This is a genomic window from Streptomyces sp. NPDC046939, assembly GCF_040644575.1.
In the GTDB taxonomy this organism is placed as follows: Bacteria; Actinomycetota; Actinomycetes; order Streptomycetales; family Streptomycetaceae; genus Streptomyces.
This window is the reverse complement of the sequence record NZ_JBEYWV010000005.1, coordinates 279,291-294,791: the sequence shown is the minus strand read 5'-3', so window position 1 is coordinate 294,791 and position 15,501 is coordinate 279,291. Positions and strand designations below refer to the sequence as shown.

General features: G+C 70.8%; 13 protein-coding genes. 5 read left to right on the top strand and 8 right to left on the bottom strand.

What is annotated here, in order from left to right; all coding sequences use genetic code 11:
• The first annotated feature begins 275 nt into the window (after nt 1-275).
• A complete protein-coding gene (locus tag ABZ877_RS08335) occupies nt 276-1,067 on the top strand; it encodes a DUF1996 domain-containing protein (protein WP_361066360.1) in 792 nt (263 codons plus the stop codon).
• Nucleotides 1,043-1,633: a DUF305 domain-containing protein gene (locus tag ABZ877_RS08330; RefSeq protein ID WP_361066357.1), complete on the top strand. Its 591-nt coding sequence runs from the start codon at nt 1,043-1,045 to the stop codon at nt 1,631-1,633. Before ABZ877_RS08335 ends, ABZ877_RS08330 begins: the two co-directional genes overlap by 25 nt.
• A gap of 74 nt (nt 1,634-1,707) precedes the next feature.
• Here ABZ877_RS08330 and ABZ877_RS08325 read toward each other — a convergent pair whose 3' ends face one another.
• Nucleotides 1,708-3,276 (bottom strand): FAD-dependent monooxygenase, encoded by a 1,569-nt coding sequence (locus ABZ877_RS08325; protein ID WP_361066354.1) that lies wholly within the window; start codon nt 3,274-3,276, stop codon nt 1,708-1,710.
• A gap of 112 nt (nt 3,277-3,388) precedes the next feature.
• Between ABZ877_RS08325 and ABZ877_RS08320 the strand changes: the two genes are divergently transcribed.
• Entirely contained in the window at nt 3,389-3,925 is a 537-nt protein-coding gene (locus ABZ877_RS08320) for a CGNR zinc finger domain-containing protein (RefSeq protein ID WP_361066351.1), read from the top strand.
• A gap of 24 nt (nt 3,926-3,949) precedes the next feature.
• Here the strand turns inward: ABZ877_RS08320 and ABZ877_RS08315 are convergent, their stop codons facing one another.
• Complete coding sequence (locus tag ABZ877_RS08315) at nt 3,950-4,909, bottom strand: LysR family transcriptional regulator (protein WP_361066348.1); 960 nt, start codon at nt 4,907-4,909, stop codon at nt 3,950-3,952.
• A 198-nt stretch (nt 4,910-5,107) separates the two neighbouring features.
• On the opposite strand from ABZ877_RS08315, the gene ABZ877_RS08310 reads away from it, so the two are divergent.
• Complete coding sequence (locus ABZ877_RS08310; protein ID WP_361066399.1) at nt 5,108-7,453, top strand: M4 family metallopeptidase; 2,346 nt, start codon at nt 5,108-5,110, stop codon at nt 7,451-7,453.
• 190 nt (nt 7,454-7,643) lie between these two features.
• Nucleotides 7,644-8,819: a GDSL-type esterase/lipase family protein gene (locus ABZ877_RS08305; RefSeq protein WP_361066344.1), complete on the top strand. Its 1,176-nt coding sequence runs from the start codon at nt 7,644-7,646 to the stop codon at nt 8,817-8,819.
• Here ABZ877_RS08305 and ABZ877_RS08300 read toward each other — a convergent pair.
• From ABZ877_RS08300 to ABZ877_RS08275, 6 genes are read right to left on the bottom strand one after another with little or no spacing between them, the layout of a single operon-like run.
• Complete coding sequence (locus ABZ877_RS08300; protein WP_361066341.1) at nt 8,812-10,074, bottom strand: ATP-grasp domain-containing protein; 1,263 nt, start codon at nt 10,072-10,074, stop codon at nt 8,812-8,814. The genes ABZ877_RS08305 and ABZ877_RS08300 overlap by 8 nt on opposite strands.
• A gap of 58 nt (nt 10,075-10,132) precedes the next feature.
• Nucleotides 10,133-11,383, bottom strand: coding sequence for an ATP-grasp domain-containing protein (locus tag ABZ877_RS08295; protein WP_361066338.1), 1,251 nt, complete (start codon nt 11,381-11,383; stop codon nt 10,133-10,135).
• 31 nt (nt 11,384-11,414) lie between these two features.
• The gene (locus ABZ877_RS08290; RefSeq protein ID WP_361066335.1) at nt 11,415-12,371 is read right to left on the bottom strand and encodes a cupin-like domain-containing protein; all 957 of its coding nucleotides are present in this window, start codon (nt 12,369-12,371) and stop codon (nt 11,415-11,417) included.
• 40 nt (nt 12,372-12,411) lie between these two features.
• Entirely contained in the window at nt 12,412-13,116 is a 705-nt protein-coding gene (locus tag ABZ877_RS08285; protein ID WP_361066332.1) for an alpha/beta fold hydrolase, read from the bottom strand.
• A 50-nt stretch (nt 13,117-13,166) separates the two neighbouring features.
• The gene (locus ABZ877_RS08280; protein ID WP_361066329.1) at nt 13,167-13,769 is read right to left on the bottom strand and encodes a GNAT family protein; all 603 of its coding nucleotides are present in this window, start codon (nt 13,767-13,769) and stop codon (nt 13,167-13,169) included.
• Nucleotides 13,766-15,448, bottom strand: a complete 1,683-nt coding sequence (locus ABZ877_RS08275; RefSeq protein ID WP_361066326.1) for an AMP-binding protein — start codon at nt 15,446-15,448, stop codon at nt 13,766-13,768. Before ABZ877_RS08275 ends, ABZ877_RS08280 begins: the two co-directional genes overlap by 4 nt.
• Nucleotides 15,449-15,501 lie beyond the last annotated feature (53 nt).

Here is a 15,501-nt window from a genome sequence, read left to right as displayed (position 1 = left end):
AAACCGACTACGACCAACTGACCAACGACTGGGCCGAGAAGGCGTTCACCGAACTCGCCGCACCGGTCCACGGCAAACAAGCACCCCTCAGCCCCCCCCCCCCCCCCCCCCGCCCCCCCCCCCCCCCCCCCCCCCCCCCCCCCCCCCCCCCCACGCCCGGCGACTTCGTCAACATCAACTGGTTCTCGTTCGTCAGCGGCGGCGACGAGCCCGCCCCGGGCTGGGTCGACGTCGACCAGACCAAATGGCAGGCCCAGCTCGACCAGTTCCGGGCGATGACCCCGGCGCCGGTGCCCGCCAACGCCGTACGCGTGCCCGAGTTCAACGCCACCTGCACCTACAGCCACTCCAAGCCGGACGACCCGATCGTCGCCCCGGGCCTGCCCGGCGCGTCCCACATGCACAGCTTCTTCGGCAACAAGAGCACCGACGCGTTCACCACCACCCAGAGCCTGCTGAGCAACACGGGCACGACCTGCACACCCGCCAAGGACCTCTCCGCGTACTGGATCCCCACGCTCTATGAGCGCGGCAAGGCGGTCGAACCCGACGGGATGATCGTCTACTACGGATCGCGGTTGCCCGACCCGACAGCGACCGTGCCCTTTCCGCAGGGCTTCCGCATGATCGCGGGCAACGCCAAGCTGCAGGTGGCCACCCCGGCCGGCTCGCCCAACCAGTTCTGGTGCGCGGGCCCCGGAGGCGAGACCGGCCGCAGCGCCGACGGCAACTGGCCGCGGTGCGCCTCCACCGCCAAGCTGGTGTACCAGCTGGTCTTCCCGGACTGCTGGGACGGCAAGCACCTCGACAGCCCGGACCACAAGTCGCACGTCGCCTTCACCTACGACGGCAAGTGCAGCGGCGCCTACCCGGTCGCCATCCCCTCGGTGTCGTTCGTCATCAGCTACCCGACCAGCGGGAGCGCCGACGGGTTCAGCCTCGCGTCGGGCATGGCCTCGTCCATCCACGGCGACTTCTTCAACGCCTGGGACAGCGCCGCCCTCGGGCAGCGCGTGAAGGACTGCATCGTGCAGAGCGCCAAGTGCAACTCCGCCGGAACGTTCTGACCCGACGGACGGCGGCCGCCCTGCTCCTGGGCCTGGCGGTCGCCGGCTGCACCTCGCAGCCGGCGGCCGACGGGCCCGCGCCCGCCGCCTTCAACGACACCGACACGGCATGGATCCAGTTGATGATCCCCATGGACGAACGGGCCTCGCTGCTCATCGGCTTAACGCCCACCCGCGCCGGACGCACGGCCCTGACCGGCTGGGCCGAGGAGACCGGAAGGAGACTGAAGGGAGAACTGGCCGATCTGCGCGAGCTGTTGGATGCCTCGGGTGTTCCCGACACCCGCCCCCACGAGGGGCACAACATGCCGGGCATGGTCACCCTCGACACCGTGCGCAGGGCGAGGACGGTGACGGGGGACAGCTTCGACCGCCTCTTCACCGAGAGTCTGCGGGCCCATCTGGTCCAGGTGCGCATGCTGTGCGCGAGTGAACGCACGTCAGGGAGCGCCGCGCGGGCGAAGGACCTCGCCACCATCATCGAAAGGAGCGCGGCACAGCAGATCACCCGGCTCGACGCCCTGATGGTCAGCGGCCCCGTCCCGCGCCGTCCCGCACGGACATGAAGAACTCGGTCCCCCGCTCCAGCCCCTCTTCCTCGCGGACATCGGACGACTGCTTGACGACAGTTCCCGTCGGTCTACGTGCAGTTCAGCGTTCCGACGAGAGCGGGAAGGGTCCTCGTGTCCGCCGGGAGAGTGCCGCGCCAGGCGATGTGGCCGTCGGGGCGTACCAGGAGCGCGGCGTTCGCGTGGTCGGCGCCGAGGAGCCGTGCCCACTGACCGGGGTCGGCTTCCTGCTGTCCTGCGGTGCGTACGGCCCGCAGGGTGAGGGGAAACCCGGCGCGCCGCACGGCTTCGGCCTGCGCCTGCCACCGTGGGTCCTCGTCGGCTGTGAGCAGAGTGAAGCCCGGGCCCAGAAGGTCGAGGGTGGAGGTGACTCCCGCCGTCCCCGGGGTGAGGCGTACGTGGGGTGCGCGTTGTCCCGGGCGGCAGCCGGGCCTGTATCCGGAGGGGTCCAGAACCTCGTGCTCACCGGTGTCCGCCGGGTCGGGGATGACGGCGGCGGAGCGGTAGGTGGCGGTCAGGAGGAGTTCGTCGTCGATGCGGTAGCCGGCCGGGGTGGTGGCGTTGGCCGTGGAGATGTCGACGACTTGGCGGGCGAGGGGGCGTCGCTCGGCTTCGTATGTGTCCAGGAGGGCCTCGCCGGCGTGTCCGGCGGTGACGGCGGCGAGTTTCCAGGCGAGGTTGTCGGCGTCGCCGATGCCGGTGTTCATGCCGTGTCCGCCGGTCGGCGGGACGACGTGGGCGGCGTCGCCCGCCAGCAGGACGCGGGATCGGCGATAGGAGGCGGCGAGTTGGGCGTCCATGCGCCAGGTCATCGTGTCGTGGACGGTCACGTCCAGGTCAGGGATGCCCGCGGCCGTACGGACGAGGCCGGCCAGGAACTCGTCATCCGTCGGGTCCGTCTCGGCGTCGAATCCGAGGGGGTACTGGTAGATCCAGTGGCGGTCATTGTCGACGGCCATGAACCCGCCCCGGCCGGGGACGGTGAGGAAGTACGAGGCGCTGGCACGGTCGGCAACGACCTCTCCCAGGGGCGCCTCGAAGCGGACGCTGAGGTAGCGCCCCAGGCCGGTGGGGCCTTCCATCGCGATCCCCGCTCCGGTGCGGACGATGCTGCCGGCGCCGTCGCAGCCGACGAGCCAGTCCGCCCGTATCCGGTCCGGACGGCCCGTCACCCTGTCCTCGACGACGGCCCGCACGCCGAGGCCGTCGTCCTCGAAGGAGACCAGACGGGCGGCGAACCGGACGCGGGCGCCGGCCAGTTCCGTGGCGCGGCGCAGCAGTATGGGTTCCAGGGTGTCCTGGGAACAGATGAGGCCGGGTGACGGCGTGTGCTCGGGGCCCTCGCCGGGCTCCTGGGCGGGACCGCTGCGGACGTAGTCGGGGTCGACGAGGTCGCGGCCCCGGTAGAAGCGGACCTGCTCGGCCGGCAGCCCCGCCGCGCGCACCTCCTTCTCCAGCCCGAGCCGACGGAAGATCTCCATGGACCGGGCCGAGACGCCCCGGGCCTTGGGGTGGCGGGAGGTGCCGGGGTGGGACTCGACCAGTACGTGGTCCACGCCCTGGTCCGAGAGCAAGCAGGACAGGGTCAGCCCGACGGGTCCGCCCCCGACGACCAGTACGGGCGTGCGCGATTCGGTCACGGGGCCCCTTCATGTGCGTACGACTACCTAAGTAACGGCTAAATCGAGAAATGACGTTACCATGCAGGGGTGCTGATTGACTGGCGCTGTCGACTGATACGGGGGGCGAGCCATGGACCAGCGGTTCACCGATGACAATCCACGCGGCCTGTACTTCCTGGCCGACCTGGTCAACGCCGTGCGGGACGGCACCGGCGCCACGCCGGCCGGGCTGGAAGCCGTCATCGAGGCGCACGGGGGTCCACCTTGGAGGCTGACCGAGACCACCGCAGGGGACATGCGGGACGCCGCGGCGGTCGTCGCCGGCATCCTGGACCTCAGCGACGAGGACAGCGCCGCCGAAGCGATCAACGCTCTGCTCGACCAGTACCCCGCCCGGCCCCGGCTTGAGCGCGTCCCCGGACGCCGCTGGTCCCTCCGCGCCACGGCCCCCCACGACGCTCAGCCCGCCCGCTGGCTGCTGTCCACCGCCGCCCTCGCCCTGGCCCTCTGGCTCAGCGAACGCGGCTACTGCGCATGGGGCCGCTGCGCCGCCCCTGGATGCGGCCGCTACTTCATCGACACGGGCCGCCGCACCCCGCAGCGCTACTGCTCGACCCGCTGCGGAACCCGCGTCCGCGTCGCCGCCCACCGCGACCGGAGCCGATGATCCGCATCGACATGTCGGCACAGGTCAGTCGAGAGCCGGGTGCAGTTCCGGACGGGCTTCCCACCAGGCGCGGTAGAACGTGTTGGTGGGGATGCTGTCGAGGTACGCGCGTGCCGCCGCCCGGTACAGCAGGCCGGCGTGGTGCTCGGAGAGCCCGGCCCGGTTCCAGGCGAGCCGGATGCGGCCGGTGAGGGGGTCGCCGGCCAGCGGGCGCAGGACCGTGCCCTCGGCGGGCGGTGAGGTGGGCTGGCACAGGGAGACGGCACGTTCGGCGGCGATCAGTTGCCAGCGCATCTTGCGGTCGTCGATGCGGTAGCGCAGCGTCGGGGTGAAGCCGGCCCGGCGGCAGGCGTCGGCCATGCCCTCCGGGCCGCCGTCGTCCTCGTCGGTCAGTGTCGTGAAGGTCTCCCCTGCCAGGTCGATCAGTTTGATCTCGTCCTGTGCGGCCAGCGGGTGTGTGGCCGCCAGGCGGACGCAGGCGGGTTCCTTGGCTATGAGGGTGCGGGCCACGACGCCTTCGGGCAGCGGCACTTCGTGGTCGGCGATCTCCCCGTAGAGGATTGCATCGTACTGTCCGGCGCCGAGCATGCGGGTGAGCCTGGTCGCGGAGTGCTCGATGGTGATGTCGATCTCGTGGCCGGGCAGTTCCTCCTCCGTGTGGCCGAGGAGCCGGTCGATCAGGACGAGCAGGATGCCGCCGATCCGCAGGGTCGGATGTGGTGCGGCGGCCCGTGTCCCGGCCGTCAGGGCCTCCATCTCGCCGAGCACCCGGCGCGCGGCCGAGAGCACCATCTCGCCCAGTGGGGTGGGCTGGACACCCCTTCTGCTGCGGACGAAGAGCTCGCCGCCGGTGACCGCCTCGATACGCCGCAATTGAGCGGAGAGGGCCGGCTGGGACACCCCCAGCCGGACCGCCGCCCGCCCCAGACTGCCCGCTTCCGCAATCACGCGGACAGCCTCGAGATGCCTCAACTCCAATTGCATTTCACCAGCTTAGGCGGGGTGCAGGGCCATGTGGAGGGGGTCCTTCCCGGCCGGTCATAGCACGGGGGTTATGAGCGATGGGATGTCCCCTTCTTGCCATGTTCACGCTCATACTCGGCGCATCCCACTGGCTCCCCAGCAACCACAGGAGCAGATGTGCACCCCACCAGACTCACGGCGGCCCTCGCGGCGCTCGCGCTGACCGCGGGCTTCGCGGGCTCCCTCGCCGGCAGTGCGGCCGCCGCCGACCGGGCGTCCGGGCACCCCCACGCTTCCCTGCGCACCGGCGCCCTGGCGGCGAAGATCAGCCCGGCCCAGCACAGGGCGCTGGTCGCGAGCGCCCAGGACGGGACGGCCGACACCGCCCGCACCCTCGGCCTCGGCGCCAAGGAGAAGTTGGTCGTCAAGGACGTCACCAAAGACGCCGACGGCACGACGCACACACGCTACGAGCGCACCTACGCCGGTCTGCCGGTCCTGGGCGGCGACGTGATCGTGCACACTCCGCCCGCCTCGCTGGCCAAGGGCACCGTGAGCACCACCTGGAACAACAAGCACACGATCCGGACAGCCTCCACCACCCCGGCGCTGCCCAAGGCGTCAGCCGAGAGCAAGGCACTGAAGACGGCCAAGGCCCTCGACGCGGCCAAGCCCACCGCCGACAGCGCCCGCAAGGTGATCTGGGCCGGTGGCGGCAGCCCGAAGCTCGCCTGGGAGACCGTGGTCGGCGGCTTCCAGGACGACGGCACACCGAGCAAGCTGCACGTCATCACCGATGCCACCACCGGTGAGGTGCTGCACCGGTACCAGGCGGTCGCGACCGGCGTCGGCAACACCCGCTACAGCGGCCAGGTGCCGCTGACCACGACCGCGTCGGGCTCCTCCTACAGCCTCACGGACAACACGCGCGGCGGGCACCGCACGTACAACCTGAACCGCGCCACCTCCGGCACCGGCACCCTGCTCAGCCAGTCCAGCGACACCTGGGGCGACGGCACCACGTCCAACGCCGCCACGGCCGCCGCGGACGCCGCCTACGGCGCACAGGAGACCTGGGACTTCTTCAAGGACACCTTCGGGCGCAGCGGCATCAAGAACGACGGCAAGGCCGCCTACTCCCGCGTGCACTACGGCAGCGGGTACGCCAACGCGTACTGGGACGACAGTTGCTTCTGCATGACCTACGGGGACGGCACGGGCAACACCACTCCGCTCACCGAGCTGGACGTGGCCGGGCACGAGATGAGCCACGGCGTCACCTCCAACACCGCGGGCCTCACCTACAGCGGTGAGTCCGGCGGCCTGAACGAGGCGACCTCCGACATCTTCGGCACCGGCGTGGAGTTCTACGCCGACAACGCCACCGACGCCGGTGACTACCTCATCGGTGAGAAGGTCGACATCCGCGGCAACGGCACCCCGCTGCGCTACATGGACAAGCCCAGCAAGGACGGCAGTTCGGCGGACAGCTGGTCCTCGGGCCTCGGCAACCAGGACGTGCACTACTCCTCCGGCCCCGCGAACCACATGTTCTACCTGCTCTCCGAGGGCAGCGGCAGCAAGACGATCAACGGAGTGACGTACAACAGCCCCACCTCCGACGGGGTCGCCGTCACCGGCATCGGCCGGGACGCCGCCCTGAAGATCTGGTACAAGGCGCTCACCACGTACATGACCTCCAGCACCAACTACGCGGGCGCCCGCACCGCCGCCCTCAACGCGGCCTCCGCGCTCTACGGCGCCAACTCCGCGCAGTACGCGGCGGTCGGCAACGCGTTCGCGGGTATCAACGTGGGCAGTCACATCACCCCGCCGACCGGTGGCGTCACCGTCACCAACCCGGGCAGCCAGTCCTCCGCGCTGGGCAGCGCGGTCAGCCTGAAGATACAGGCGAGCAGCACCAGCACCGGCGCCCTGACCTACAGCGCCACCGGTCTGCCGGCCGGTCTGTCGATCAACGCCTCGACCGGCGTGATCTCCGGTACGCCCAGCACGGCCGGGACCTACAGCACCACCGTGACCGTGAAGGACTCCGGCGGCGCGACCGGCACGGCCACGTTCTCCTGGACCGTCAGCACCAGTGGTGGCGGGGGCGGTTGCACCTCGGCCCAGCTGTTGGCCAACCCGGGCTTCGAGTCGGGCAACACCGGCTGGGCGAACAGTGACGTCATCAACAACGACAGCCGCGAGGCGGCGCACGGCGGCACCTGGACGGCCTGGCTCAACGGCTGGGGCTCCGCGCACACCGACACGCTCTCCCAGTCGGTGACGATCCCCGCGGGTTGCGCGGCGACGCTCACCTTCTACCTGCACGTCGACACCCAGGAGACGGGCAGCACCGCCTACGACAAGCTGACGGTGACCGCCGGTTCGAAGACCCTCGCGACGTACTCCAACGCCGACGCGGCCGCCGGGTACAGCAAGAAGGTGCTCGACCTGTCCGCGCTGGCGGGCCAGACGGTCACCCTGAAGTTCACTGGCGTGGAGGACGCCTACCTGGCGACCAACTTCGTCGTCGACGACACCGCCCTGACCACTGGCTGACCACCTACGCGGACCAGCCGGCGCGGTGCCGCACCCCGTCTTCCGGGTGCGGGACCGCGCCGTACGACCGGACCGAGCGCCCCGCACCTCGGCTCAGGAGCGGCCGCACCTGTGCTCCGCTTGATCCATTCGGCTGCAAACCAGGTGCGCGTTCTCACCTCTCGCCGCCGTGCTGCCGACTGCTATCGGTATGACTTCTTCTTCGTGGCGTCGCAGGACGCTGGCGGCCGCGGCCGCCGTCGCCGCGGTGTGCGTGACGGCCGTGACGGGCGCCGTTCCGGCCGGCGCGTCCGGGCACGTGTCCGCGGCGGACGCACCGTGGGTGGTGTCGCTGGGCGACAGCTTCATCTCCGGCGAGGCCGGCCGCTGGGCCGGCAACAGCGACGAGCGGGCCAACGGCCAGGCCCGCACCGACCGGGCCTTCGACCCGAAGACCGGCAAGACCGACCCCCACCGGGTGTACGGCGCCTCCTACGACAACGGCTGCCACCGCTCCGACACCGCCGAGGTCCACTCCCTCGCCCTCGACGTCCGCAAGCTCAATCTGGCGTGTTCGGGCGCGACGTCCAAGGCCGTCAAGCTGCCGGAGAACGGCGGCGAGCCGTTCAAGGGCGAGCCCTCCCAGGCCGGACAGCTCCAGAAGGCGGTGACCGGGCAGCCGCTGCGCGCGGTGGTCGTCTCGATCGGCGGCAATGACCTCGGCTTCTCCACCATCATCACCGAGTGCACGAAGGCCTTCGCCAAGCCCTACGGCCGCTCCCCGTGCGCGCCCGAAGCCGACAGGGCCGTCAAGGGGGCGCTGCCCGGCGTGCGGCAGGCCGCGGTCGACACCCTCGCCGATGTCCGTACCGCACTGAAGCGGGCCGGCCACCCGGCCGGTTCCTACCGGCTCGTCCTGCAGTCCTATCCGTCCCCGCTGCCCGACGCCGCGCGGGTCCGCTACCCCGGCGAGAAGTACGATCGGCTCACCGGCGGCGGCTGCCCGTTCTACGACCGGGACCTCACCTGGGCGCACGACGACCTCGTACCCGCGATCAGCGCCACCCTCGCCGAGGCGGCCCGCGAGGCGAAAGCGGAGTTCCTCGACCTGTCCCGCTCGTTCGAGGGCCGGGAGGTCTGCGCCACCCACACCCGGCACGCCGACGCGACACATCCGCCCACCGGTGAGACCAGCGAGTGGATGCGCTTCCTGACCACCGGCCTCCTCCAGGGCAAGGTGCAGGAGTCCCTGCACCCCAACAGCTTCGGCCAGCAGGCCCTGGGCACCTGCCTGACGCTCCAGCTCCGGCAGCCGGCCGCCGACCACCGCTGCACCAACACCAGCGGCAAGGGCCCGCAGGACATGCACCTGGCGCCTCTCACCTGACCTCGTCTCCCCCGGCCTGCGCCCCTCGGCGGGGTCGGGGGGCGCTCCACGTGTACACGAAGCGCAGCTTGGCGGTCGCCTCGCGGGCGCGGGTCAGTGCTTGTGCGGGTGAGTCACCGACGGCGATGACGTACCCGGAGCGGTCGAAGTTCTGGGTGACCGTGCATTGCGGGCTTCCGGGTTCCCGTAGCAGCGTGACCGTGTCGATGTGCGGGAGGTCGCGGACCTCCTCGACGCCTCGCACCTCCAGCAGGGTCTGTGCCGGGGGGCCGGAGGGGGCCGCGTACCACACCGCGGCGCTGCGCTCGTGGACGATCTCTTCGGGGAGCAGGGGGCTGATGTCTTCCCCGATGCTCTGACGGGCGATCAGGTCGTACAGGTCCACGCCGGTGGAGAGGCGGACGAGGTCCATGATGGCGTCGCCTGCGACGCGGTTGTGCATCTCGATGATGCGGGGCCCGCGTGAGGTGAGCATGACCTCGGTGTGCGAGGGGCAGTCGTGGAAACCGAAGGCGTCGAGAACCCGGGTGACGAACTCGGTCACCGTGTCGTGCTCGTCGGGGGCGAGGGGGGCGGGCACCACGTGTCCCCGCGAGACGAAGGTGTCGGGCTCGGTGAACTTGCGGGTGACGGCGATGAGGTGGTGGCGGTTCCCGACGGAGATCCCCTCGACGCTGTACTCCTCACCGTCCATGAACTCCTCGACCACCACGCCTCGTTCGAGGTGGTACGGACCGACCCGGCGCAGCGCCGCCTCGGTGTCCTCCGCGGTTCGGATGTGCGAAACACCCAGGCTGGCCTCGGTGTCCACCGGCTTCACGATGCACGGCAGTCCGATCTTCTCGATGGCCCCGAGTACTTCCTGCCGTCCGCGAGCGAAGGCGTACCGGCAGTTCGGGATCGCCTCCCGGTCGAGGACCTCCCGCATGCCGGCCTTGTCGAGCACCCTCTTGAACAGGTCGAGGTCGACGGTGGTGGGGATGTTCAGCCGCTCGCTGATGGCCCGCACGACGGGGTACGTGTGCTCGTTGAACGCGGCGACGGCCGCGAAAGGCGTGCGGCGGTGCAGGGATTCGGCGACCTCCGCCCACAGGTCGGTGCCGGCGCTGTCGTCGAGGATCACCACATGCGCGTACCGACCGACCGCGTCCTCGCGCACGGCTCTGCCCCGGGGGACGAAGAGCACCAGCTCATGCCCCTCGTCGCGGAGCCGGTCATGGCACATCCGGTTGGTACCACAGACAAGAATGCGCACGTTTCCTCCTGAGAAGGCTGAGGTGGCCGGGGATGCGCTGAGGTGCCGTGCCGCTCGCCTACCGCGTCGGTTCGGCACGCAGCGGTATGCGGTCCACCCGGACGAGGTCTCGCGCGGCCTCCGCCCTCGTCACGGCTTCCTCCGTGGTGGCGCCGGTGCACAGGACGTATCCCTGGCGCGAGTCGGAGGACAGGAGGGGGCCCAGTTCCTGGCCGGGTCGCAGGGTGCACTCCACGCGGATGGCGCCCGGGGCCCGTCCGGCGTCGGCGACGCCCTCGACGTGGCGGACGCGGACGTTCTCGTAGGAGAAGAAGCGGACGGCCGCCGCACCGGCCTGGGGGGCGCGTGGTGGGTCCGGCATGTTCAGCAGGGCGCACATGGTCTCGGTCATCTGGTCCGCTCCGCTGACCAAGTGGCACATCTCCCAGATCTGGTCGCCGCCGACGCGGGTCTGGGCCTCGATGAGGCGTGGGCCTGCGGGGGTGAGGCGCACTTCGCTGTGGACCGGGCCGGTTCGCTGGCCGATGAGGCCGAGGAACTCCGTGATCAGCGCCTCGACGGCGGTCCGGTCGCCGGGGCCGAGTCTGGCGGGCCCTTGGTGGCCCAACTCCACGAAGCCCGGCAGGCCGGTGGTCAGCTTCTCCGTGATCATGACGATCTCGTGGGTGCCGTGCCGGGACATCGACTCGACGCTGTACTCGGGCCCGGACAGGAACTCTTCCGCCAGGATCGGTTCCGGGCCGGCCACCGCCGTGGTCCAGGCCCAGCGTTCGGTGAGCTGCCGGGCCGACTCGACGACGTAGACCCCTTCACTGAGACCGCCCGAGGGAGGCTTGAGGACCATGGGCTGTCCGGCGAGCCCGGCCAGGAAGGCGGCCGCGTCCGCTTCGGTCGCGCACACGCGGTGCCGTACGGGGCTCAGACCGTGCCGGTCGAGCAACGCGCGGGTGCGCGTCTTGTCGCGGGTGGCGAGGACAGCGTCGAGGTTCTCCCCCGGGATGCCCAGGTCGACCGCGACGCGGGACGCGGGTTCGAGGCCGTACTCGGTAAAGGACAGCACGGCGTCGAAGGGGTCCGCCGCGTGCCAGTCCCGGACCAGGGGAAGCAGTCGGCCGGGGTCGCGGTAGTCGAGGACGGCGTAGCGCGAGGTTCTCGCCGCCTGCTCCTCGCTCGCCCATCGGGGCACCTGGACCATCGAGTGGCGCAGTCCCAGCGCCGTCGCCTTGGTCAGCTCGTGGCTTTGTCCACCGATGCCGCCGATCAGCAGCACGTGCCGCCGCCGCGGGGAGTGCCGCGAAGACTGTCTCATGGCCTCTTCCTGCCCAGAACTCGTTCCTGACTCACTGACGCAGCCGGGACAGATCCACATTCATCCGATCGGCCAGGGCGCGTGCCCGGGTGACGACGACGTCGAACAGTTCGGAGTGGGTGACGCGCAGTTCGTCGGGGTTGAGGGCCAGGGCGAGGAGTTCCCCGACCCGCTGGTGGATGTGGGCGCGCAGATTGGCCGCGTCCAGGCATTTGCGGCCGAGCCCGATGGAGTCGCTGAGCAGTTCGATGCGGTGGAACCAGCGCGCCGGGAGGTAGAGCGCGTCCCCGGGCCGCAGGACGAAGCGCGTCAGCCGGGTGTCCGGGGAGGCGCACAGCGCGTCCCATCGCGCCTCGCCGTCGGGACCGGGCAGGAGCTCGGCGTCGGGGCCCATGATGTGCCAGAGCTTCTCGCCGACGATCTGGACGTGCATGACATCGACGGAGTACGAGTCCTGGTGCAGCCGGGTGATGCCTCCGCGCTGCCCGATCCACAACTGGTGGTTGGTCGATGCGGCCTCGCCGTACAGATCGCGCCGGAAGTCGTACTGTGCGATGTCCAGTTCCGGCATGTCGGGGGCGAGTTGCGGGGCGATCGTCTGGTAGTACCACTCCTGGAGGTAGAGCGGGGACGTGCCGTCGCCTGCGCTCTCGTCCAGGAGGGTGACGAACTCGCCGAAGGTCATCTTCCGGGCGGCCTTACTGGTGTAGCTGTCGACCATGACGGGGACGTCGGCGCACCGCTCGGCCAGGTTGTGGAAGGTCCATTCGCGTACGGAGGGCCAGTCGGCGGCGTAGCCCTCCAGCACGACCGGGCGCTTTTCGAACCGGAATTCCCGGTCGAACCGGGCCCGGTCGAGGTCGCTGCGGCGCTCCAGTTCCGGGGCGGACGCGAGCGCGTCGTGGAGTGGGCCGGAGCGGAAGCCCGCCTCGACCTTGTCGAGGGCGTCGATGTCCTGTCGTTTGAGCAGGTTCGGCTCGTTCGGCATGGCGATGTGTCTCCCCGGGGCAGGTGGAACTGAGGCGGACTCAGGCGGTGAGCAGGCGCACCATGCTCTGCACGACCTCCTCCCGCAGGGTCGTCCGGCCGGGCAGCCAGCTGTGGACGAAGTGGTCGCACCCGTCGAGCCACACGACCTCGACGGACCGGGCGCGGCGGGCCGCGTCGAGGTAGCCCTCGATGACCTCGGGCGGGCACACCTGGTCCTGGCGCGCGCCGACGATCAGCAGGCTGCCCTCGAACTCCGCCAGGGCGGCGTACGCGGGCGAGTCAGGGTGACGGGCGGGGCGGGGGAGGTTGCCGTCGAAGGGCAGGTCGGCGGCGTGCGCGGGGTAGGTGGCCGGGCAGAACAGCATCAGGCAGCGCGGGCGCAGCTCCGGTACGGTCCAGGCCGCGAGGTGGGCGCCCATGCTCGTGCCGAGGATCACGGGCGGCCTTGTGGGGTCGAGCCGGTCGGCCGCGGCGAGGGTTTCGGCGCGGCGGCGGCGCAGGGTGGAGCGGGCGAGTTCTCCGGTGCTGTCGCCGTTGCCGGAGAAGTCGAAGGTGAGGCAGGTGTGCCCGTGGTCCGCCAGCTCGTCGAGCAGGTAGCGCGTGCGGTGCCTGGTCGTGGTGGGGCCCAGGCCGTGCAGGGACAGGATCGCCGGGTCCGCTCCGCCGGCTCCCGTGATCTTCGTTGCCGCCAGCCGCTCTCCAGCGGCTTCGAAGGCGAACTCGGAGACGGACTCGCGGTGCACGGCGTGTTCCTTCCGATGGACGTGGGGTGCGTCGGGCGGTGGGGCCGGAGTCAGGTGGCGAGGTCGCCGGCCGAGCGCAGTCGCGTCTCGCGGACGGTCGGCCACTCGGCGCGCAGAATGCTGTAGTAGACGACGTCGCGCCGGCGTCCCGAGGGCATGAAGTTGTAGCTGCGCAGGACGCCCTCCTCGACGGCTCCGATACCGGCGAGCCCCGCGCGCGCCTGCTCGTTGAGCACATCGGTCTTGAACTCGACGCGCTCGCAGCCGAGTTCGCCGAAGGCATGGTCGAGAAGAGCGAGTTTCGCCGCCCGGTTGACGCCGGTCCCACGCGCGCTCGCGCACAGCCAGGACCAGCCGATCTCCACGCGTCGGTCGGCCGGGGCGAGATTGCCGTAGGCCGTGCTGCCGACAATCTCGCCGGTGGTGTTGTCGGTGACGGTGTACACGATGCGGGTGCCGGTCAGTGTGTCCCGGATCGCCGTTTCGACAAACGTGTGAAGGTCGTCCGGTGTCTCCACGTTCTGGACGAAGTAGCGCCAGATCTCCGGCTCGTACACGATCCGTGCGAATGCCTCGGTGTCGGTGACGCGGATACGCCGTAGGGTCACCCGGTCGTTGGCCGGCTCGATCTCGGCCAGCTTGTCCCAGCTCACTTCTGCGGATCCTTCCCGTGTTCGTCGTGCTCCGGCTGTCCCCCGCGGGGCTCGGTGGCCGCCGTCCTCACCAGCACAGGGGTGTCGTCGGCGAGAGTGCCGTCGTTGCAGACCGGGTGATCCGCGTAGACGCCTTCCAGGTCCGCGGCGTAGCGCGCCCCGATCCGGGCCCGTACCAGCTTGTACTGGGCGTTCAGCAGGCCGTTGCGGACGGAGAAGGGCTCGCTCGCGACGACAGCCCCGTAGACGCGCTGGTCGTGGCGCAGTTCGCGGTTCAACTTGCTCACGTCGCGGGCGAGCGCCTCCGCGTCGAGGTCCCCGGCGGCCGGCGAGAGCACGGCGGCGAGGTAGGGACGGCCGTCACCGAAGATCGCGCAGTCGCGCACACCGGGCAGTTCGCGGACGCGCTCCTCGACGGCGGGGACCAGGATGTTGAGCGCCGTGCTCAGGGAGACGATGTCATCGACCCGGCCGTCGATGTAGAGGAAGCCGTCCTCGTCGACGTGGCCCAGGTCGTACGTCCTGACCTCGCCGGTGGGCAGGAACGTTCTCTCGTCGGCGCCGGGCGGGGCTGAGGTGTAACGGGTGTTGAGGGGGTGGCTGCTGCCGACGATGAGGACGCCGTCCTTGTCGAAGCGGACCCACTTGTGGGGCAGGACCCGGCCGACGCTGCCGAGGCGGAAGGCGCCGGGATGGTTCTTGGAGACGATGCAGGTCTCGGTGAGGCCATAGCCCTCGTACAGGGGGACACCGGCATCATTGAAGAAGTGCAGCATCTGCCGCCCCGCCGGAGCGGAACCGGTCCACAGGTAGCGCACGCGGCCGCCGAGCGCCCGCTGGATCGCCTCGCCACGACCCGCCCGGTCGCCGGGCAGCCCCTCGGCCTCCAGACGGGCCCGTACCTGCTCGTAGAAGCCCGGTACTCCCATGATCACGGTGGGTGAGACCACGGGCGCGGTGTCCGCGGCGGTCGCCCGGTCGGCCAGGGTGACGTCGTGACCGTGGACGAGGGCGGAGTAGATCCAGAACCGCTGCTGGAGGAAGTACAGGGGCAGGAAGACCAGCAGGTTGTCTCCGTCGCCGTGGTGGAACATGTCCTGGACGGCCGCCATGGACTGATTGACGCTGGCGACGGTGACCTCCATGCTCTTCGGCGGCCCGGTGCTCCCGGAGGTCTGCTTGATCGCGCACAGGTCGGCCGGGTCGTAGCCCGGGTGGGGCGGCAGTGCGGAGGGGCCGGTGGCGTCGAAGGCCCAGGCGCGGACCTGTCCGATGTCTCGTACCGCACCCGCACCGCTCCCCTCGTACGGGTCGCTGGTGAACAGCAGGCGCAGGCCGAGTTCGGCGGCCATGGCGGCCGGCCGGTGGCGGCCCGGCTCGATGGCGGCGGTCACGGCGCCCAGCTTGAGGGCGGCGAGGTCGAGCAGGACCCATTCGATCCGGTTGGGTGCCATGACGCCGACCCGGTCGCGCGCCCGGACGCCGAGCGCGTCGAGCCGGGCGGCCACCCTCACCGCGCCCGCGTCCAGGTCGGCCAGGCTGAGCGAGCGGACGGCGGCGCCGTCGCGGTAGTGGAAGCGGTGCAGGGTGTCCCGGCAGACGCCCCGGGCCACGGCGCTGACCACGTCGGTGACCGGGGCGTACGGGGCCTGGCGCTCGGGCGCGGACTGCTCGGTCATGCGGGCTGTTTCCTCCTTGGGCCGGATCCGTACGAAGGAAGGCCGATCCGTAC

Bases quoted from the DNA above. Each gene is read 5' to 3' on its own strand.
- ABZ877_RS08320 (WP_361066351.1), top strand. From the start codon at position 3,389: ATGGACCAGCGGTTCACCGATGACAATCCACGCGGCCTGTACTTCCTG.
- ABZ877_RS08305 (WP_361066344.1), top strand. From the start codon at position 7,644: ATGACTTCTTCTTCGTGGCGTCGCAGGACGCTGGCGGCCGCGGCCGCC.
- ABZ877_RS08315 (WP_361066348.1), bottom strand. From the start codon at position 4,909: ATGCAATTGGAGTTGAGGCATCTCGAGGCTGTCCGCGTGATTGCGGAA.
- ABZ877_RS08295 (WP_361066338.1), bottom strand. From the start codon at position 11,383: ATGAGACAGTCTTCGCGGCACTCCCCGCGGCGGCGGCACGTGCTGCTG.
- ABZ877_RS08335 (WP_361066360.1), top strand. From the start codon at position 276: ATGACCCCGGCGCCGGTGCCCGCCAACGCCGTACGCGTGCCCGAGTTC.
- ABZ877_RS08290 (WP_361066335.1), bottom strand. From the start codon at position 12,371: ATGCCGAACGAGCCGAACCTGCTCAAACGACAGGACATCGACGCCCTC.
- ABZ877_RS08275 (WP_361066326.1), bottom strand. From the start codon at position 15,448: ATGACCGAGCAGTCCGCGCCCGAGCGCCAGGCCCCGTACGCCCCGGTC.